At 41.2% G+C, this 19,171-nt stretch carries 21 protein-coding genes; all 21 read left to right on the forward strand.

The features are described 5' to 3' along the window. Nucleotides 1–151: 151 nt before the first annotated feature. The 21 genes from SB660_RS00815 to SB660_RS00915 all read left to right on the forward strand — a co-directional run bounded on the left by SB660_RS00815 (nt 152) and on the right by SB660_RS00915 (nt 19,165). Nucleotides 152–640, forward strand: coding sequence for a phage terminase small subunit P27 family (locus tag SB660_RS00815; RefSeq protein WP_106032434.1), 489 nt, complete (start codon nt 152–154; stop codon nt 638–640). Continuing rightward, nucleotides 627–2,348 carry a terminase large subunit gene (locus SB660_RS00820; RefSeq protein WP_410580935.1) on the forward strand — a complete coding sequence of 574 codons (1,722 nt, stop codon included), beginning with the start codon at nt 627–629 and terminating at the stop codon, nt 2,346–2,348. The genes SB660_RS00815 and SB660_RS00820 overlap by 14 nt, the downstream gene beginning before the upstream one ends. A 14-nt stretch (nt 2,349–2,362) precedes the next feature. Next, nucleotides 2,363–2,563 (forward strand): hypothetical protein, encoded by a 201-nt coding sequence (locus SB660_RS00825; RefSeq protein WP_410580936.1) that lies wholly within the window; start codon nt 2,363–2,365, stop codon nt 2,561–2,563. 6 nt (nt 2,564–2,569) lie between these two features. Further along, complete coding sequence (locus tag SB660_RS00830; RefSeq protein WP_410580938.1) at nt 2,570–3,805, forward strand: phage portal protein; 1,236 nt, start codon at nt 2,570–2,572, stop codon at nt 3,803–3,805. Next, entirely contained in the window at nt 3,783–4,373 is a 591-nt protein-coding gene (locus SB660_RS00835; protein ID WP_340937689.1) for an HK97 family phage prohead protease, read from the forward strand. The genes SB660_RS00830 and SB660_RS00835 overlap by 23 nt, the downstream gene beginning before the upstream one ends. A 54-nt stretch (nt 4,374–4,427) precedes the next feature. Beyond that, on the forward strand, nt 4,428–5,606 hold the full coding sequence (locus tag SB660_RS00840) for a phage major capsid protein (RefSeq protein WP_410580941.1): 1,179 nt from the start codon (nt 4,428–4,430) through the stop codon (nt 5,604–5,606). 12 nt (nt 5,607–5,618) lie between these two features. Further along, on the forward strand, nt 5,619–5,921 hold the full coding sequence (locus SB660_RS00845) for a head-tail connector protein (RefSeq protein WP_410580943.1): 303 nt from the start codon (nt 5,619–5,621) through the stop codon (nt 5,919–5,921). Further along, nucleotides 5,903–6,235: a phage head completion protein gene (locus SB660_RS00850; RefSeq protein ID WP_073206592.1), complete on the forward strand. Its 333-nt coding sequence runs from the start codon at nt 5,903–5,905 to the stop codon at nt 6,233–6,235. Before SB660_RS00845 ends, SB660_RS00850 begins: the two co-directional genes overlap by 19 nt. Further along, nucleotides 6,235–6,618, forward strand: coding sequence for an HK97-gp10 family putative phage morphogenesis protein (locus SB660_RS00855; RefSeq protein ID WP_410580945.1), 384 nt, complete (start codon nt 6,235–6,237; stop codon nt 6,616–6,618). The genes SB660_RS00850 and SB660_RS00855 overlap by 1 nt, the downstream gene beginning before the upstream one ends. Beyond that, complete coding sequence (locus SB660_RS00860) at nt 6,615–7,016, forward strand: hypothetical protein (RefSeq protein ID WP_410580947.1); 402 nt, start codon at nt 6,615–6,617, stop codon at nt 7,014–7,016. The genes SB660_RS00855 and SB660_RS00860 overlap by 4 nt, the downstream gene beginning before the upstream one ends. Before the next feature lie 5 nt (nt 7,017–7,021). Then, nucleotides 7,022–7,630 (forward strand): major tail protein, encoded by a 609-nt coding sequence (locus tag SB660_RS00865; protein WP_410580949.1) that lies wholly within the window; start codon nt 7,022–7,024, stop codon nt 7,628–7,630. A gap of 73 nt (nt 7,631–7,703) precedes the next feature. Continuing rightward, the gene (gpG, locus tag SB660_RS00870) at nt 7,704–8,027 is read left to right on the forward strand and encodes a phage tail assembly chaperone G (protein ID WP_410580951.1); all 324 of its coding nucleotides are present in this window, start codon (nt 7,704–7,706) and stop codon (nt 8,025–8,027) included. A 227-nt stretch (nt 8,028–8,254) separates the two neighbouring features. Beyond that, a complete protein-coding gene (locus SB660_RS00875) occupies nt 8,255–11,917 on the forward strand; it encodes a phage tail tape measure protein (protein WP_410580953.1) in 3,663 nt (1,220 codons plus the stop codon). Continuing rightward, entirely contained in the window at nt 11,914–12,741 is an 828-nt protein-coding gene (locus SB660_RS00880) for a phage tail domain-containing protein (RefSeq protein WP_410580955.1), read from the forward strand. Before SB660_RS00875 ends, SB660_RS00880 begins: the two co-directional genes overlap by 4 nt. Before the next feature lie 8 nt (nt 12,742–12,749). Continuing rightward, nucleotides 12,750–14,651 (forward strand): phage tail protein, encoded by a 1,902-nt coding sequence (locus tag SB660_RS00885; RefSeq protein ID WP_410580957.1) that lies wholly within the window; start codon nt 12,750–12,752, stop codon nt 14,649–14,651. Between the two features lie 41 nt (nt 14,652–14,692). Beyond that, nucleotides 14,693–16,564: a right-handed parallel beta-helix repeat-containing protein gene (locus SB660_RS00890; protein WP_410580959.1), complete on the forward strand. Its 1,872-nt coding sequence runs from the start codon at nt 14,693–14,695 to the stop codon at nt 16,562–16,564. An 11-nt stretch (nt 16,565–16,575) separates the two neighbouring features. Continuing rightward, nucleotides 16,576–18,201, forward strand: a complete 1,626-nt coding sequence (locus SB660_RS00895; protein ID WP_410580961.1) for a BppU family phage baseplate upper protein — start codon at nt 16,576–16,578, stop codon at nt 18,199–18,201. A 15-nt stretch (nt 18,202–18,216) separates the two neighbouring features. Continuing rightward, nucleotides 18,217–18,489: a hypothetical protein gene (locus SB660_RS00900; RefSeq protein ID WP_410580963.1), complete on the forward strand. Its 273-nt coding sequence runs from the start codon at nt 18,217–18,219 to the stop codon at nt 18,487–18,489. Then, nucleotides 18,486–18,626 (forward strand): XkdX family protein, encoded by a 141-nt coding sequence (locus tag SB660_RS00905; RefSeq protein WP_306011268.1) that lies wholly within the window; start codon nt 18,486–18,488, stop codon nt 18,624–18,626. The genes SB660_RS00900 and SB660_RS00905 overlap by 4 nt, the downstream gene beginning before the upstream one ends. A gap of 39 nt (nt 18,627–18,665) precedes the next feature. Beyond that, nucleotides 18,666–18,878, forward strand: coding sequence for a BhlA/UviB family holin-like peptide (locus SB660_RS00910; protein ID WP_073206560.1), 213 nt, complete (start codon nt 18,666–18,668; stop codon nt 18,876–18,878). Between the two features lie 23 nt (nt 18,879–18,901). Further along, a complete protein-coding gene (locus tag SB660_RS00915) occupies nt 18,902–19,165 on the forward strand; it encodes a phage holin (protein WP_410580965.1) in 264 nt (87 codons plus the stop codon). The last annotated feature ends 6 nt before the right edge of the window (nt 19,166–19,171 follow it).

Below are 19,171 nucleotides of genomic sequence, written 5' to 3' on the forward strand. Positions count from 1 at the left end.
ATGGAGTTTTGATTTTTCCCGTTTTTTGAGGTTTTTCACTCATTCATAAAATGGCTTGATCCTTTACAGGCTTTGAGATAGAGCGATTTTACTCATTTGTTTGATTGCCTAAAATTAATAGGTTGAATTTGCTGAAAGGTGGTGGTTTTTATTGGCGAGAAGAAAACAAATGACGGACACATTAAAAGGGCAAATATCAAACGAAGAACGAGAGCAGCGTCAGCAACATGAAGAAAAATTGAAAGGCATTTCGCCATTGAAAGAGAACCCGCCTTATTGGCTGTCAACAATGGCAAAAAACGAATGGATCAGAATTTACCCGCATATTATCGAGCTGCCTATTTCGGAACTGGATCGCACTTTGTTGGCTATGTACTGTAATAGTTACGCACAGTATCGACAGGCATTAGAAGATGTGGCAAAAGAGGGACAAGTCGTTTTTGAAGTAAATAGTAAGGGGTTTGAAGTGAAAAAGAAAAACCCGTCTATTGAAATCATGATGCAAATGTCGAAAGAGATTCGAGCCATTGCGGGACAACTTGGTCTTGCGCTTGATGCTCGATTACGTCTAGTTGGTTTAGGTGAAGAGAGTGAGGATGACGATATATTTGAGGCAATGAGGCAGGATGACGACGATTAAAAAAGACCCCGGTACTCTTTACGCTGAAAAAGTAGTAAACGGGGAAATTGTAGCAAGCAAAAAAGTCATCCAGGCATGTGAACGACATTTGCGGGATCTTGAAAAATCAAAAGACCCTAACTATCCATACGAGTACAAGCCCAAAAAAGGGGCGAAGGTTGTAAAGTTTCTTGAAATGCTGCCGGATATTTCAACGGGAAAACCTACGTCATTAGCACTCTTTCAAAAATTCATTGTCTATATGATATTTGCCTGGCGAGACAAAGAAACAGGATATAGACGTTTTACAAAAGCATATATAAGCATGGCACGTAAAGGCGGTAAATCCGTTCTTGTTGCCGGGATCGCTTTATATGAATTGCTTTTCGGTGATGCGCCTAGATACGATCGTCAGATTTACACGACGGCAAACTCTCGTAAACAAGCAAAAGCGGTTTTTAACATGATTGTCATGCAACTTAAAAAGTTGCGGAAGAAATCAAAACAAATTAAGAAAATGACCAAGATCATTCAAAATGAAATCCGTTTTTTGCTAGAGGATAGCATCATCATGCCGTTATCTCGTGATACTGATAACCTTGACGGCTTAAATGTCTTGATTGGCATTCTTGATGAATTTCACACAGCGACAAACACAAAAATGATTGAGGTTTTAGAGTCCTCACAAGGTCAGCAAGACCAGGGGCTTATTTTGATCATTAGTACAGCGGGTTTTAAATTAAATGGTCCTATGTATGCACAAGAATATCCGTATGTAACGGATATATTGAGCGGGAAGAAAGAGAACGAAAACTATTTTGCGGTTGTCTATGAGCAAGATGACGAAAAAGAGATAAGCGACGAAAGCACTTGGATAAAAAGTAACCCGTTACTTGAAGTTGAAAGCATGAAAAAGAAATTGTTCAAGAACTTACGCAAAAAATTGAAAGAAGCCCAGGAAAAAGATGATTTGAACGGAACGCTAGTTAAAAACTTTAATTTGTGGCGTTCTGCTTCTTCCGATAGTTTATTGAACGGTGACGATTGGAAAGATTGTGCCATTGAGGAAAAGCCGGATATATACGGGAAGCCTGTTTATATCGGTGTGGATTTGTCCAGGTCGGAAGATTTATCTTCACTCGGTTTTATTTATCCTTTAGAGGATGATGAGGAAAACTTTTATGTTGATAGTCATTCATTTGTCGGGCGTAAAGGCGGTTTAGAAAACAAGATACAGCGTGACAAAATTGACTACAAGCGGCTTGAGCAAGAAGGGTATTGCACAATAACAGACAAAGAGTCCGGCATCATTAATTTACAACAAGTGATCGATTACATGGTCGATCACATAACGAAAAATGATTTGCAAGTGAAGGGTATCTTTTATGATCCATATAACATTTCATTGTTTTTAAATGAAATTGAACATTACGGATACCCTGCTATTGAAGTAAGGCAAGGGGTAAGGACGTTATCTGAGCCAACGAAAAACTTTAGACTCAATGTCATGGATCAGCGTCTCCTGCATACAAACAACCCATTACTCAACCTTGCAATTAACAACGCCATTTTGAAAAAGGTCAATGATACGGTGCAGATCGACAAGGATTTGAACCGGGAAAAAATTGACCCAATCGCTGCCGTTATGAATGCATATACAGAAGCAATGTACCATTACGAGCAAACAGATTGGGACGCATATTACCAAAGTGAAGATTTTGGTATATAGAAGGAGGGGAAACAGTGCCAAAACAATTTAATCGTTTAATCAAGGGAGTATGGCGGTTCTTAACATTGAACCTTCATACTCTTTTGTTTTTGTTGGGGCTAATCCTTATCAATACCGCCGTTTACATGGTCGGGATGATTTTGGGGATTGCGGCTAGTGGTGTTTTGCTAGTCTTTGTTGCCATTCTTCTCAACCATGAAACAGAAAGGGGGTAGAGGAAATTGGCGTTCTTTAGATCAATCAATCAACAAAGCGCAGGACAAAGGGAATTTAATGAAATTTTGGTGGGCTTAGATGGTTTAAGTTATGTGCCAGCAACAGCTATTAAAAATAGTGATGTGTTCACAGCGGTTCACGTCTTGTCGTCAGACATAGCAGCAAGTCCGATCATGATTAGAAACGAAGGAATAGAAGAAAAGGATAGTGACTTGTTTCAGCTTATCAACGAGCGACCTAACGAATATTATTCGGGGTACTCATTCAAATATATCCTTGTCGCCAATGCGCTTTTAAACGGTCAATCGTTTGCTTATATCAAACGGGATAAAGGCGGCACGCCCTGGGAGCTTATTCACATGTTAAATAGTGAAGTCTCGGTGGATCAGATAAAGGGACGAAACGATATTGTTTACCGTTATTATCCTTCTGATGGCAAAGAAACTATTTTGAAACCGTCTGACGTGCTGCATATCAAGTTTTCCTCACTGGATGGGGTAAACGGAAAGAGCCTCTTATCATGTCTCAAGCACGAACTGGAAAGCCAGGAGGCGGGTAAAAGGCTTGTCACGGACTTTTTTAGACGTGGCACAAATTTGAGCGGTATTGTAACGCTTAAAAAAGGCGTACCGTCGCCCGAAGCAAGGGAAAACTTGCGTGATGAATTTGAGAAGGTTAATTCGGGTGTGAGAAATCAACAAAGAATAGCGGTCTTGAGCGAAAACGAAGATTTTAAGCAGCTTGAAATCAGTACAAAGGTTCTTGAGATCGTCAATAATTACACGCATTCAACAAAGCAGATTGCGAAAGTGTTCGGGCTGCCGCCTCATAAGTTGGGAATCGAGCAAGTGAACACTTCACTAGAACAAGCGAACCTGGATTATTTGACAAATACGCTTTCAAATTACTTTGCTGCCATTACAGCGGAATTAAATTTCAAAATGCTTTTTTACCCGGAAAGCAGGACCAAACGTTTTCAGTTTGACGCAAGACGATTTAAGGAAACAGACGCTAAAACAAAGCGGGAAAATGTCATTGCATTACTTCAAAACGGTATTTATTCGCAAAATGACGCATTAGCAGAATACGGAATCGCGCCTATTGAAAATGGAAATAGGCGCTTTATGAGTTTGAACTATGTGGATGTTGACATTATGGACGAAATCCAAAAAGCAAAGGCGAAGGGGCTTCCAATTCCTACGGTCGATAAAGGGGGTGATGATATTGGAGAAGGAGATTAGAGCCATTCAGGAAGGTTCACTAAAAGCCACAGAAGAAACCGATAAAGGCAGAATGATCACAGGTTATGCATTGAAATTTGGTACACGCAGCCGAAACCTGGGCGGCTTTATCGAAACCATTGAAAAACGTGCGCTGCAAAATGCTGATATGTCAGATGTAAGGGCGCTTATTGACCACGATCCTTCTAAAATTTTGGGAAGGACCAAAGCCGGAACACTAAAACTATCTGTGGATGATATTGGATTGCGTTTTGAATTGTCTCTACCTAACACGCAATATGCAAACGATCTATACGAAAACTTGAGACTTGGCAACATTTCAAATTGTTCATTCGGTTTTCATCTTGCGAAAAACGGCGACAGCTTTAAACGTGATGAAAAATCGGGGCTGCCGTTGCGGAGCTTAACAAATATTTCACGGATTACTGATGTTTCTATCGTCACTTATCCAGCTTATGAAGATACAGACGTATCAATTGCACAGCGGCATTTAAAGCAGCATCAAAGCAGCCATTTAGAAAAAGAAAAAATCAAGTTAGAGCTTGATCTAATTGAATTAAGTCTTTAGAAAGCACTCGTACATTGCGGGTGCTTATTTTATTTGGAAAAGGAGCATGTACACATGTTAAAAGAGAAAATCCAGGAATTACGTTCAGAGATCACAAAGAGACAAACGGCTATCAATACAAAAATCAAAGAGGCTCATCAAAGAGCGGAAGAAGACAAGCTAGAAGAAGCAAAAACGATTAAAGATGAAATCACTTCTTTAAAAGCAGAGATTGAGACAATGACAGAAAAGCTAAAAGAATTAGAAGAATTGGCAGGAATGAAAGCGGAGGAAATCACGGAAGCGGGACAAGCCGGAACAGATGAACAAAGATCACTTCCATTAGTCACGCCGCATGTGCGCTTGGATAAAGGAATTGAGGAACAGCGCCGCAGCTTTGAAACATTCTTGCGTACTAGAGGTGAAGTCCGAGACGGTTTGACAACAGAAGGAGCAGCGGCGGTTATTCCTATCGAGGTCATTACAACACCGCAGAAAACGCCGGAAGATATTGTTGATTTAGTTGAATTTGTAAATAAAGTCAATGTGACAGCAAAATCCGGTTCATATCCAGTTTTGGAAAACACAGAAACTGAACTTGTGTCGGTTGCGGAACTTGAGAAAAACCCCGATCTAGCAAACCCAAAATTCAATAACATTGAATGGAAAGTCGAAACGTATCGTGGTCAATTGGCTATTTCTCAGGAATCAATTGATGATGCTGGAGTAGATTTGACGGCACTTGTAGCGGATCATTTGCAACAAGTTAAACGAAATACAAGAAATACAAAGATTGCAGGTGTCTTAAAGGCGTTTACAGCTAAAACAGTTTCGGGAACGGACGACATTAAAAAGATTTTAAATGTTGATTTAAAGCAAGCCTATGCCCGTAATGTTCTTTCTACGTCATCCGCATTTCAATTCCTAGACACCTTAAAAGACAAAAACGGTCAATACATCTTACAAAGTAACATTTCTTCACCATCCGGCAAAACGCTTTTCGGAAGCCCAATCAAAGTTGTTGATGATAAGTTGCTCGGTAAAAAAGCCGGTGATATGAACATGTTTATCGGTGACTTGAAACGAGCTGCCTTCTTTGCGAATCGTGTAGACGTTGTTGCGAAATGGGTTGAAAATGCGGTATATGGTCAAGTCCTTTCCCTTGCTATTCGTTTCGACGTAAAGCAAGCAGACAAAAACGCAGGCTTTTATGTAACAATCAAGCCGCCAGTTGAAACAGGCGCTACAGAATAGGAGTGAAGAAATATGACTCTTGAAGAATTAAAACATGCTTTAAGGATCACTCATGACCTGGATGACAAAATGCTAGAAACCATAAAAGCGGCTTCTGAAAAGTTTATTAAAGATAGCGTCACTTTATCGAAAGATAGGGACGCTTTTTTTATTGATAATCCTTGTTTTGATGATGCGGTCATGATGCTTTGTGGACACAGATATGAAAACCGATCAGCAACAACAAACAAGAATTTGCAAGAAGTGCCGTTCGGCGTTATGTCGTACATTCAACAATTTAAAGGAGAATACCCTTCATGGACTATGGACGATTAAATACGCCGATATCTTTCGTTAAAAAGTCAAATACGAAAGACCCTATATCCAGGGAGAACACGACCACATTAGAAAGACTTTTCACCACCTGGGCGGAACGGCGAGACCAAAAATTAAGAGAAAAGCTATCAACAGCCGGAACGGTTTTAGAGGATAGTTTGACGTATGTTATTCGCTATCAACAAGTATCAACCATTTCCAACGCTATGCACGTACAGGACCACTTGACCAACGAGCTTTATCAAGTCATTGATATTCTGCCAAACGAGCAGGACAAAGACTTGATCAATGTCTTTGTAAAGAAGGTGAGTTGATGGCGCTAGATGCTACTGGTTTAGAAGAAACATATAAAGCCATTGAAAAGATGGCTCGTCAAAATGTAAAAGCAGAAAAGGCTGCCGTTCATGCCGGCGCAAAACTAATGGCAGATGGCTTGGAAAAGAACACGCCATTTGATAGCAATAGTGGCAATGAGAAGCATTTAAAATCAGATGTTTTCTATTCCAAACCAAGAGAGGACGGGGAAATATATTCAACCGTTGGCTATGGTAAGGAAACGGCTTATAGGCTGCATTTTACTAACTTCGGAACGATCAAGCAGCGCCCGCAAAGTTTCATAGAGCGCACGATCAACGAATACGAACAACTCGTTTTATCAAAAATGCAAAGTGTTTATAGGGGGTTGCTCGGGCTATGATGTTGCCAATCCAAGAAGTAGAAATGATTTTAACAGGTTCGGCAGATCTAACAAGCTACGTGCCGGATGAAAAAGTCTTTCTTGTGGACGTGCCGGAGTTAGATCAAAAGGTAGATCAAGCCCCAATGATCCGCATTAATGAGCTTGAAAGCTATCGTAATGCGTATGAGGATGATCAAGCGACAGGCATAAGCGTTGATATACAAATAGATTTATGGACGGGGACAATCAAGGAAGCGCAAGAAATACAACCGATTATTGATCGTTTGATGGCTTCGGCTGACTATCAGCAATACGCTTCCGCATTTGATAAAGACCCGGATATAAATTTGTATCGCTATGCCAGGCGGTACAGAGCAAATAAAGAAATAGAAATCAATTTTGATAAGAGAGGATGAAATAAATGGCTACAACAGGATTGAGAGATATACAAGTCGGCGTTTTTGAAGATGACGTCGCCAAAGAAGCAACAGAAGTATTAAAAGTACCTGGGGCAATAGAATCAAAATTAGAACCAAGCTCGGAAATTGCCGTTCTTTACGGGGATGATGGGGTATTTGATCAAGAAGGATCGGGAGTTGGCGAAGCAAAGCTAGAAATTGGCGTTGCTGATCTTACAACAGAAATGAAAAATAAGTTGCTAGGAGCTGAAGCCATTGGCGGATGGCTTGAGGCATACGGAAAAGATACTGACCCGCCTTTCGTTGCTATCACATTCCGGCAGAAAACAAAGGGCGGTTTTTGGTATGTTGGACTTTTGCGAGGTAAATTCGGTATTCCGTCCACAGAAGGAAAAACAAAAGAGGATAAAGTCGAATTTATCACGCCAACTATTGAGGGACAATTCATGCCCCGTAAATCTGATGGTTTAACCTATGTCATGGCGCATAGTGCAAGTCCTGGATTCACTGAAAAGGGATTCTATGATTTTGTCTTTAAAGGGATCGCCCCTAGCACTGACGGCGACAACGGAACAGCGGAAGCGCCATCAAGCACCACAACAAAAAAATAGTGTTTTCTGATAGCCAGGTAATTTATTTTACCTGGTTAAACTGGATTCATTAAAAAATATACGAGGTGTTTATATGTTGAAATTAACAATGATTGATGCACAAACAAAAGAAGAAAAAACGTACACAAAAGATATGCCGTCAGCTCGTCAATTAAGACGTGCGCTTGAATTGCAAGCTCAAGCAGAACAAGAGGAAATTGAAGGTACTACAATGCTTGATGAAATGATCACATATGTTGTGGATGTATTTGGTAAACAATTTACCTATGATGACTTTTTGGACAACATTCCGTCTGATCAGACATTTCCAACTATTGCTGATGTAATGATGCAAGTGACAGGACAAAAAAAGGGAAACGACGGCTTGAAAAAGAAAGCGGTGAAAGCACAGAAATAGAGCATTTAGAAACGTGGCAAGATTACCTAGATTCATTAGATGATATTTACGAAGATTTGATGAAAGAAGGGTACAAGTATCATGAAATAGACAACATGGACTTGAACGGATTTTTGCGTCTTGCGAATCGAAAAGGACAAAGCTCGGGCAGCGTTCCAATAGATCAGATTTTAAGACCAGGGGGCTTTTAAGCCTTCTTTTATTTTTGAGGAAAGGAGGTAAACCATATGGCAACAGAAGGGCGTCCGATAGGCTCTTTAGTCGTTAATACGACGTTAGATAGTACAGGCTTTGACAAAGGCGTTACAGCCTTGAGACAGCAGCTTAAAACGGCACAGTCCGCAACCAAAGCAACCGCAGCCGAATTTAAAGCATTAGATGACAAGCTCGGCGAAAGTAAAAGTAAGGTGTCGGGCTTGTCGGATCAATTAAAGATTCAAGAAAGAATTGTAGATTCCTATAGACAAGCATATGAAAAGCAAGTGGAGCAATACGGCGAGGGATCAACCCAGGCGCAGAAATACGCACAACGCTTAAACTCTCAAATAACAAGTTACCGCAATATGCAAAATGCTTTAAGGCTTGCACAAAGCCAGGTTGAAAGACTTGAGCGTGCCGAATCAGAAGCAGCAAACAGCGCCGACGATTTAGCGACAAGTCATCAAAATGTATCTAATGATGTAACGGCAGCGGGTAAAGAGGTTTCCAAACTCTCAAGCATTTTAAAGGGCGGATTTGCTACGGCAGCGGTGGCTGGTACGGCAGCCATTGGAGCATTAACGGCAGCCGTTGGCACGCTTGGTGCAAAAATGACGGCTGATATTCAAGCGTCTCAAGGTCGTTTAAGAGCGCAGCTAGGTTTAACAGGAGATGAAGCCAAAAGGCTCACAGGTATAGCAAAAGACGTGTGGGCGCAGGGATTCGGAGAGAATTTGGATGATGCAAGGAATGGTTTGTTTCAAATTAAACAAAATATCCGAGGCATTGCAGACAAGGACCTTACGGACGTAACCAAAAAAGCCCTGGTGCTTGCTGATGCTTTTGATTCAGAAGTAAATGAAGTTGCAAGAGCGGGCAATAACCTTATGAAAGGTTTTGGCGTGTCTGTGAGTGATGCGTTTGATCTCATGACGTATGGCGCACAAAACGGATTGAATTTTAGCAACGAGATGTTCGATAACCTGTCCGAGTATTCAACGTTATTCGGGAAAATGGGTTATTCAGCTCAAGAATATTTTCAATTACTCGTCAACGGAACAAAAGCGGGCGTTTACAACCTGGATTACGTCAACGACGTCATGAAAGAGTTTCAAATTCGAGTTAAAGACGGCTCCAAATCTACTAATGCTGCCATGATGGATATGTCCAAACCAACTCAAAAGATATGGGAAAATTTCTTGAAAGGTAAAGGAACTGTTAAAGATGTTTCAAATGCCGTTTTAAAAGAGTTGAAAGGCATGAAAGACCAGGTGGATGCAAACAATATCGGCGTGGCTCTTTTCGGGACAAAATGGGAGGACTTAGAGGCTGACGCCATGTATGCCCTGGGCGGCATTGATGGGAAAATCGGTGACGTAAAGGGCAAAGCTGACGAAGCAGGGGCGGCGTTGCAAGACAATCTAGGCACACGCTTTAAAAAGATCGGGCGTCAAGCACTATCAGCGCTAGAGCCATTAGGAGGCGCAGCAGCTACATTTCTTGAGAAGGCATTTAATATTGCTGATCCAATCATGAAAGAAATGTCCAGCGCTGGCAATACCGTAAAACAGGCAATGGCGGGTATTTGGGGCATATTGCAAGGTGAAGGAAGTGCTGAACGCTTAGAAGGGTACGGCATATTATCGCAGCTTTTCCCGCCTGGCGTGGTTGATATGATTGTCAGCACTACAGATACAGTAAAAGGCGTGATTGATAGTATAAAAAGCTCGTTTCAAAGTATGCAACCGATTTTTCAGTCGATCGGTAGAATTTTGATGAGTGTATTTGTCACAATGGCCCCGATTGTAAAACAAGCCCTGGGCGGCATCTTGTCATTTATCGGACAGCTTGCCGCAGTGTGGGGAACATTTTGGAAGGAAAACGGCGGTGTGATTACACAAGCCTTACAAAATATATGGTCTGTGGTCCAATTCGTCATGCCTGCCATTATTGCCATTATTAAAAGCGTTTGGGGCAATATTAAAGGCGTTGTCATGGGCGCAATGCAAGTGATTCAAGGCGTCATAAAATTCTTCTCGGGTCTGTTAACTGGTGACTTCGGCAAGATGTGGGAAGGCATCAAAAGCGTGTTTTTCGGCTCGATTCAAGCGATATGGAACTTTGTGCAATTGTCCTTTTTCGGAAAGATTCTCGGGATTGCGAAATCACTAGGAAAAGGGCTATTAGGCATCTTCCCGAAAATGTGGTCTAGTATTGTCGGTTTCTTTAAAAACGGGGCAACCAATACCGGGAAAATGGTCACTTGGCTTAAAGACAAAGCCGTTTCAATTGCGACAAGCATGAAGGACGGCATGGTCAAACGTTTTTGGGACATTGTAGAGGCAGCCAAAAAATTGCCGGGTAAAATCGGTAATGGAATTAAAAGCATGGCAGGGGAGGCGCTAAAAGGCGTCAAAGCATTAGCAAATAAAATGAATAACAAACTATCCTTTGTTGTGAATGGCGTAATAGGTGGCGTTAACTGGGTTCTTGGTAAAGTTGGCGTTCCGAAAGAAAATCAAATACCGGAATGGACACCGCCGAAATACGCAAAAGGGACAGGCGGTCATCCAGGAGGACCCGCCATTCTAGGCGACGGAGGAATGGAAGAACTGTTTATCACGCCTGGCGGTCAAATGGGTTTGTCTCCTTCAACTGATACAATGATGAATCTTCCAAAAGGAACCGAGGTATTGTCGGGACCTAAAACGAAAGCATTGTTTGATGACGTGCCATTTTACAAAGATGGTACAGGTAAAGGCAGTAACTTCATTTCTAGTCTTTTCGGTAAAGTGAAAGACCTGGTACTTGATGTGTCTGACTTCATTACAAAGCCTAGCAAGCTAATGAATACATTGCTTCAAAAAATGGGGATCACTACCCCGAGCATGGCAGGTGGCTTTGGTCAGATCGTCAAAGGCAGCTTTTCATTTATCAAGGACAAAGCGGTTTCTTTTATTAAAAACAAGATTAAAGACTTTGGTTTTGTTCCTGGTGAGGGAGGCAGCGCAGCAGTAAAAAAATGGGTTGCTCAAGCGATTGCGATTAAGGGAATTTCCCCATCTTTTTCAAAAGCGCTTGAAACGATCGCAATGAAAGAGTCGGGCGGAAACCCTACAGTCGTAAATAATTGGGACAGCAACGCAAAAGCGGGGCATCCGTCCCAAGGGCTTATGCAATTCATTCCGTCTACTTTTGCAGCGAACAAAGAACCTGGTTACGGAAATATTAAAAACCCTGTACACCAGGTTATTGCGGCTATCAACTATTTGAATAGTCGGTATGGCGGAATTAACAAGCACCCGGGCTTGGTCAACATGAGAAAAGGCGGCAAGTACATTGGCTATGATAAAGGCGGTATCATTACCCGAAATCATACGGCAGAGGTCCACAAAGGGGAAATGATTTTACCTTTAAGGCAATTCAGAAGAAACCGAGCCATGCAGGTACTTGCTCAAGCTAATCGAATGGTTGGCTATCAGCCCGAGCAGCCGGGGCAAGGTTCAACAAATGTTATTGTTCAAAATGATAGTGCCGAGGCTATTAAGCAGCTAGAAAACAAGTTTGATCAAATGATCGGCTTGTTGACACAGATCGCCATGAAGGACACCACGATAAATGTTGAGGGACTAAACAAGTACAATATGGATTTACTTAAAAATAGACAGCGTAGGGGAGGGCTTGCGACTTGAGTTATGAATTTTATACGGATTACGGGGAAGGGCTGCAACTGATCAGCAAGCGCCTTCCCTTTTTACGTTGCGTAAAATTTACGCCTGTGTCGGCTTCAATTGAGCGTCAAACGACAGTTGTGGCAAATAGACCAGGATTAAAACAAACGTCGAAAAAAGTCCGTTTCAAAGAAAGGAAAATCAAAGCACGATTTTATATTAAAGCAAAAAGCACGGATCAGTTTAATAGATATAGAGCGGCGCTAACAAGGGAACTTGTAAGAGAAGAACCCTATTACATTAGTTGTTCTTTTTCACCCGGTATACGTTACCTGGTGACGTGTGACGACGAAATCGAGATCGAAAAAGATGACGGGAAAAATTATAAAGAAGTTGATGTGGAATTCACCGCAGCGCTTGGGCTTGGCGAAACCGTTTTTAATACTGAAAAGCCCTTGAATTTGAGTGGAGAGTATTTTTATCTCGGGATGAATTTGCCGAGTCAAGACGATCTGAAATACCGTTTCACGTCCAAGACGTTCAAAGTCTACAACGCTTCTGATGTGACAATTGATCCGATTGACTTTGATTATAGCGTCACCATGTATTTAACAGGTAAGGACGTGAAGATACGCAATGATGCCACGAAAGAGGCGTTAACGATAAGGGGATCAGTTTCTAAAAAGCAAAAAATCATTATCACACGTCAATATGTCATGATTGATGGGAAAATGGCGGACACGTCCGGGCGCTTTCCGAGTTTGCGCCCTGGCTTTAATCCATTTGAGATCGAAGGCGCATCCAGTATTGATATACGATTTGTCTTGCGCTTTTACTATAAGTAGGTGATATGATGAATCAATTATTTGTACAGTCAAAGCACGATCCAACAAATAAAGTACCTTTGGAACATGTAGAACCCGAAGTCTCGGACAAATTAGACGGCACAAAGCAATTATCATTTCAGTGTTTACAAATACCCGAGACTGAACTTGCTTTCGACATGCTTGTAAATGACAACATTTTGCTTATAGATGAGATCGTTCATAAAGCGCAGCGTTATATCATTGTAGAGGATGAAAAGCGCACAGAAAACGGCATATCATTCCGAAATGTGACGGCTGATCATATGTATATTGTTCGTTTGACATTTAACCAGGTAGACGAAGAAATAAGCGGAGAAATAGACATAGACACAGCGCTTAAACACGCTTTAAAAGGAAGCGGCTTTGCATATACGATCATGCCGGATGCTAAAGGCTTGAAAGCCAAACTAGAAGGATTCGGAAAGAAGAAGTCGTTAGAGCTGATGAACGATCTTATATCAGCTTTTGTCGTTGAACTTGATGTAAACAACGATCATATTTACGTGTATAAAGAAATCAAAAAGCGGATCAATTACAAATTAGATACCAGGGCGAATATGAATACGATTAGTGTTAAAAGCAGCTTGTCCGAATCTTTCACCCGGATAAAGGGTTATGGCAAGGTAAAAGAAGAAAAGGACACAGCAAGCGAGGAAACAAAAAGCTATGATAGTAAATCGGCGAAATGGAAAACAAACAGTGATTTAAACGCCATGTATGCGGAGGACGTTGGACAAACGTTCTCTTTTACGTTTAAAGGGACAGGCTTCAGCGTGAAGCTGATCAAAGAAAAATTAGGCGGGAAAATCACGTTCAACATAGATAAAAAGACAAACAAAACATTCAGCACGTACAAAGTCACAGGCAAAGAAAGTCATGTGGTTGAAACGGTTGACGTGATTCGAGGTCTTGAGGATAAAGAGCATACGGTCGTTGCAACGTTTAAGGGTAAGGACAGCAAAAACCCGAACACGAAAAAAATGAAAACGGGTTTCCGGGTGAGCGTGCCTAACGGGAATTTTATTGGACTTTATCGGACCTTTAAAAATGATGAAAAGTACATGTTCCCACCTGTGACATACATTCACCCCGACGAAAAACTATTTCTTATAGATGGTCGCCCGAGAGTAGCGGAAACAGTTTACGAGGATTCCATTTCAAAAAAAGAGGACATGGAAAAACTTCTAAAAGAGAAAGTTGACCCTTATCCAAAATTAACGATCGAATTGGATTTTGAAAAAGTGTATGATCCGAAACTCGAAGCGATTGAGGACAATATTTGTAAAGGCGCTATTGTTCCAGTCATTGCAGATACAGCATACGGCATTTTGTTTGAAGGAGAGGTAAGGGTACAGGAGATCAAATATAACCCTCTCAATTTGGACATGAAGCCGTCTGTCACGTTGACGAATTATCGTAAAGACATTATTGACTATCAACTAGAACAGACCGTCGCAATGAAAAAGCAGCGGGATTTAATCAAGAAAGAAATAGCCGAAATGCTTGAGGCTCAAAAGAGCATAGCAAGCAGCACACAAAATCAATTAAATAATATCAATACAAAGGTTTCCCAGGATTTGAGCTTGTCATATTCAAGCGTTACGAAAACCTGGTCAATTGATGATAGCAGCGTTGACGGTGCGGAAATTGACGAGATAGGGAACACCATTGATATTGATATAAGTTTCGACATAAAACCGAAAAGCCCGAGGGCGGGCGTTGATTTTGATTTAAGTCTAAAGGGGATCACGGCAGGCGCAACTATTGATACGACCAACCCAAGCGGCATGAATATTGTGCTTGCTAAAGACGGTCAAAGGATCAGCCCAACGGCTGCCGATATACCAAACGGCGCACAAATTAATATTTCATTTTACTTAGATAGCTGACGATTAAACGTCGGCTATTTTTTATGAAAGGAGCTGATAGCATGGGAAGGTTCAATTTATTGAAAGTCTTTAAAATTGGCAGAAATGCAGAGTTTGAAGACAACCTATCGCAAAATGCAAGATCAATAGAAAACGCTTTGAACCAACTAGATATAGAAATCAAAGAACATAAAGGGAGCGAAAAAGCTCACGAAGCGGCAAGCATCGTCCACAGAGGGAAAAGCGTTGCACACTGGCTCAATAGTTATTGGTCCCGTCTTGTTAATCTGATCGTCAATCATGATGGCAACGATATAAAAGAAGTTGTGGACGGAAGAGTTTCGCTTGATGCGACTATTCATCCGACTTTGAATGATCGTCTTGAATATGACTTTGATCAGCTTGAAAAGAAAGTGAATGACATGCTTTCGATCGTGTCTTTGCAGCCGTTTTTAAACAAATACGGGAACTTCACAAAGGCGTTACAAGCAGCATTAGAAATAGCAAAAGATCGCCCCATTTGGCTTTATATTCCCCAAGGGGGCTATACGCTGCGGGAACGGGTGAGGATTTATAAAAACACTCATATCACTTTACAGGCAGGGGCAACGATCAAGCGTGGCTTTGTTGGCAGCATGTTTGTAAATGGTGATTCAAATGAAAGTTTCACCGGGTATAACGGGCACGGAAACTTGATCATTGACGGACAAGGAACAATCGACAGCATGGGACACGAAATCAAGCAGCAATGCTCTATTTTCGGCTTTGCTCATGCATCCGGCATTATCATGCGAGATCTCACATTGAAAAATGTTTGTGGGGGACACGCTCTTGATTGTGCGGGCAATGAAAATGTGTTGATCGACAATGTGACATTTGAAGGGTTTGCGGATTATGTGGGGGATAGATGGTTTTCCGCAGCGGTTCAAGTCGATTTGATGAGATCATCGGGCAATTTTGGCGCATTTGGCGCTTATGATCACACACCGACAAGAAACCTTACAATGCAAAATTGTACTATCCGTAAATCAGCAGAGCTTGGGGGCTATCCTAGAGCGATAGATTCACATACAAGCACGGACGGCGTTCTTTATTCGGGCATTAGATTCCTCAACAACAAGGTTTACGATTGCACAGAATGGGCGGTATCGGGCAACAAATGGCAAGATGTGTTTGTTGACGGCAATACCTTTGAAAACTGTTCCGGAGGCGTTAGAACGTTATTGCCTGGACCAAACAGCGTTTATACACAAGATAAAAGCGGAAATCAAACAGGGCGTGTTAATAAGACAAAGCGTCACACAATTACAAACAACAAATTTAAAAACATGTCGGCTGACCATGCAATCCAGGTTTACGGTCGTAAAGGGTATCAAACCATTGATCATGTGGTCATTTCAAAAAATCAAATTGACGGCACAACCAGGCACGGTATCCATGTGTCAGATGTAAAGCATTTTGTTATTGATGATAACAACCTAGAAAATGTGGGGCATCATGGCATTTTAGTTACCCGTAGCACACGGGGAAAAGTTCACCACAATACAGGACGAGAAATTCAAGGAAACGGCGTGCGGATCGAGGAAGGAAGTTGCGATTATGTATCGGTTGATGATAACACGCTAGAAGAGATCGGATTTTCGGGTATATCTGTCTCGGGTGATTCTGATTATGTACAGGTAGATAAAAATACAATCATGAATGCGGGCAAGCGTGGTGATGATTACGATTTTATTTTATTTATGGATGGCGTGAAAAATAGCGCCGTTCGTAATAATACAGCAATTGGGAAAACGGGAAGGTACGGTATGTATTTAACAAGCAAATGTTCAGCTATTCAGCATTACGGCAACCGATTAAAAGGAGCCGGAAAAGTATCTGCATTAAACGATAAAAGCGTTGATCCTATTCGTACCGTTGAAAATATCACTTGAGGGGGGATAACATGACGAATCAACTTTTTAAAAATGGCGTGCTGCCTTTCGTGGTTGATGCCTATGATCAAAGCGTGTACGATTCAAAAATTGTTTTCTCAACCCAGGACATAGGCACAGCAAAGCTAATTTTCAAATTGTGTAAAGATGGTGTGTCTTTGCCTCTTTCAGCGGTTGACGGAAAACTCGTACTATCATTCAACAATGGATCCAAGAACGTTCGGAATATCACGCTTGTTGATAAAGTCGAAGGGATCGCCGAATACGTCCTAGATAAAGACGAAATCAAGCTATATGGCAAGGTTCAAGCATCCTTGAATTTGTATTATCGAAACGGACAAGCCTTGTCGATTCACGAATTTACATTTGAGATTCAGCGCAATTTAATTGACCAGGACATTGCCCCGGCAGCGGAATTTTATATTGATGATTTTCAAACTCTTAAAACCGAAATAGAACGTAAAGCAGCGGAGCTTGAAGCGGATATAAAAAAACGAACTGACGATATGCAAGGAAACATTGATAAGATCACCAAAGAACTTCAAGAGCAGCTTGACAGGATGAAAGAGAAACTTGACGATCTCGAAGCGCTTGAAACCAAACAAGGCGCACAAGATAAAGTAGACGCAGCGCTTGCAGCGGCTAAAAAATATACGGAGGATTACGCAGAGACTCCCGCAAAGGCTCAAGAAAAAGCAGATGCAGTCTTGAAGAAGGCGAAAGACTTTGTCTCGGGTTTTCAACAAAAGAAAATTACACTAGATTCAGGAATGCCTTTGATCTCAATTAAGGATACTTCTTTAAGCATATTAGACGAAGTTATCAATAATGGATTAGGGCAAGGAACTTTCTATGCAATAGCTGGTTCAAAAGATTTGCCGAATCATCGTTCTTTTAGAGGTTTCTTCCACATGACAGACACAACAAATGGTAAAGCAAGTTTCGGTTGGGTATATGCAACGGATTATATCAACAATATCTATACAAATTACCTTAACAATAACGTGTGGAGCGGTTGGTCAAGGATTTCAAACCATAACATGTTATCTGAAGATGGAAAAGGTCAATTATTGCCGAATGGTACGGACATTTTAACGCTGCCGTCCGGCTACTACTATGCAGTGGGCACAAACGTAGTCAACATGCCAAGCAAAACGGATTCTTCATGGTTTAACATTTATGTTATTGACAATGGCAACAATCGTAAAACGTACCACATCATTAGAAGTGGAGATAACCTTCATTGGTGGGGTACGGTTCATACTGATGGTGTTTTTAAAGGCTGGGATCGAATGCTATCCGAGAAGGATTTAAGCAGCACCTGGAACCAAGTAGCGTTAGTCGCCGGAACAACAATAAAACAATTTGCGGGAAATCCTCTCAAATTTTCTATACGTCAAAATGAGTTATGCATTCGTGGATCGTTTGAGGGAGTCCCGGCGAATGATGCAGTCATTGCCCGTTTTACTCAAAAGCCGTTAACAAAAGCTGTGTTTGTCGGCGCAACGGTAGGTTCTTATGGTTCTGCTAGATTTACACTTGATACAGATGGTTCATTGCGTTTTGATGGGATGTCCGCAAACGATAATTCTTTTGTAAGCAGGTTTGAAATAAATGAATCTATTCCGTTGTGGTAAAGGAGGGGAAGTATCATGCACATTTATTACTATGACGAAAATTTTAAATATCAAGGCGAAGATGTAATTGATGATGAAGAGCTGCCGAAAAATGCTACGGATGTAAGACCGCAAGAGGGGTTGTATCTTCCCGAGTATGACGAGAAAAAAAGAGTGTGGTTTGAATCAGCATCCAAAGAGTATATAGAGAGCTTGCAACCAAAGCCGCAGCCGTCAAAAATAGACCTCATGGAGAAACAAGTTGCCGAGCTTTATTACTTGCTTGCAGTAGGCGGTGAAACATCATGAATTTTTGGTTTGAAAGAATCAAAGGTTTTTATGATAGAGAATTATGGACAAAAGAAATGGTGTTTAACACAGTAGCAGCGGGGAGAATTACACCCGAACAATATGAGGAAATCACAGGTGAGCCGTACGAAGTATAGGCTTATTTTTTATGTTTATGGCGGGAGAAGGTGAGAGTGATGGAAATGGATATTGCACAGTATTTAATGACACAGGGACCGTTTGCGGTTCTTTTTTGTTGGGTGCTGTTTTATGTATTGAACACGACTAAAGAGCGTGAGAACAAGCTAAACGAGCAAATAGACGCACAAAATGACGTACTAGCAAAGTTTAGTGAGAAGTATGATGTTGTCATTGAAAAACTAGACAGAATCGAAAGAAACCAAAAATAAAAACGAAAAGAGGAATTTTTGATATGAAAAACTTTGACAAAGGCACGGTCGTTCGCACGGTGCTTCTTTTTATTGCACTAATCAACCAGGCGCTAATCATGTTTGGCAAACCTGTTTTGCCGATCAGTGAGGACCAGGTAAACACATTAACAGAAACTTTATATCTTGCCTTCTCAATGGTCTTTACACTAGTAACAACCCTTATCGCATGGTTCAAAAACAACTATGTTACTGACAAAGGCAAGTTACAAAAAGAAGTTCTACAACAAAAAGGATTAACAAAATAAAAAGAG

Source organism: Bacillus sp. SIMBA_005, assembly GCF_046535585.1.
GTDB classification, from domain to species: Bacteria; Bacillota; Bacilli; order Bacillales; family Bacillaceae; genus Bacillus; species Bacillus pumilus.

Excerpts from the sequence above, each read along its gene's own strand:
- SB660_RS00915 (WP_410580965.1), top strand. The coding sequence starts at position 18,902 with ATGAAAAACTTTGACAAAGGCACGGTCGTTCGCACGGTGCTTCTTTTT.
- SB660_RS00865 (WP_410580949.1), top strand. The coding sequence starts at position 7,022 with ATGGCTACAACAGGATTGAGAGATATACAAGTCGGCGTTTTTGAAGAT.
- SB660_RS00840 (WP_410580941.1), top strand. The coding sequence starts at position 4,428 with ATGTTAAAAGAGAAAATCCAGGAATTACGTTCAGAGATCACAAAGAGA.
- SB660_RS00885 (WP_410580957.1), top strand. The coding sequence starts at position 12,750 with ATGAATCAATTATTTGTACAGTCAAAGCACGATCCAACAAATAAAGTA.
- SB660_RS00890 (WP_410580959.1), top strand. The coding sequence starts at position 14,693 with ATGGGAAGGTTCAATTTATTGAAAGTCTTTAAAATTGGCAGAAATGCA.
- SB660_RS00910 (WP_073206560.1), top strand. The coding sequence starts at position 18,666 with ATGGAAATGGATATTGCACAGTATTTAATGACACAGGGACCGTTTGCG.
- SB660_RS00900 (WP_410580963.1), top strand. The coding sequence starts at position 18,217 with ATGCACATTTATTACTATGACGAAAATTTTAAATATCAAGGCGAAGAT.
- SB660_RS00895 (WP_410580961.1), top strand. The coding sequence starts at position 16,576 with ATGACGAATCAACTTTTTAAAAATGGCGTGCTGCCTTTCGTGGTTGAT.
- SB660_RS00850 (WP_073206592.1), top strand. The coding sequence starts at position 5,903 with ATGGACTATGGACGATTAAATACGCCGATATCTTTCGTTAAAAAGTCA.
- SB660_RS00875 (WP_410580953.1), top strand. The coding sequence starts at position 8,255 with ATGGCAACAGAAGGGCGTCCGATAGGCTCTTTAGTCGTTAATACGACG.
- SB660_RS00835 (WP_340937689.1), top strand. The coding sequence starts at position 3,783 with ATGATATTGGAGAAGGAGATTAGAGCCATTCAGGAAGGTTCACTAAAA.
- gpG (WP_410580951.1), top strand. The coding sequence starts at position 7,704 with ATGTTGAAATTAACAATGATTGATGCACAAACAAAAGAAGAAAAAACG.
- SB660_RS00905 (WP_306011268.1), top strand. The coding sequence starts at position 18,486 with ATGAATTTTTGGTTTGAAAGAATCAAAGGTTTTTATGATAGAGAATTA.
- SB660_RS00820 (WP_410580935.1), top strand. The coding sequence starts at position 627 with ATGACGACGATTAAAAAAGACCCCGGTACTCTTTACGCTGAAAAAGTA.
- SB660_RS00845 (WP_410580943.1), top strand. The coding sequence starts at position 5,619 with ATGACTCTTGAAGAATTAAAACATGCTTTAAGGATCACTCATGACCTG.
- SB660_RS00860 (WP_410580947.1), top strand. The coding sequence starts at position 6,615 with ATGATGTTGCCAATCCAAGAAGTAGAAATGATTTTAACAGGTTCGGCA.
- SB660_RS00855 (WP_410580945.1), top strand. The coding sequence starts at position 6,235 with ATGGCGCTAGATGCTACTGGTTTAGAAGAAACATATAAAGCCATTGAA.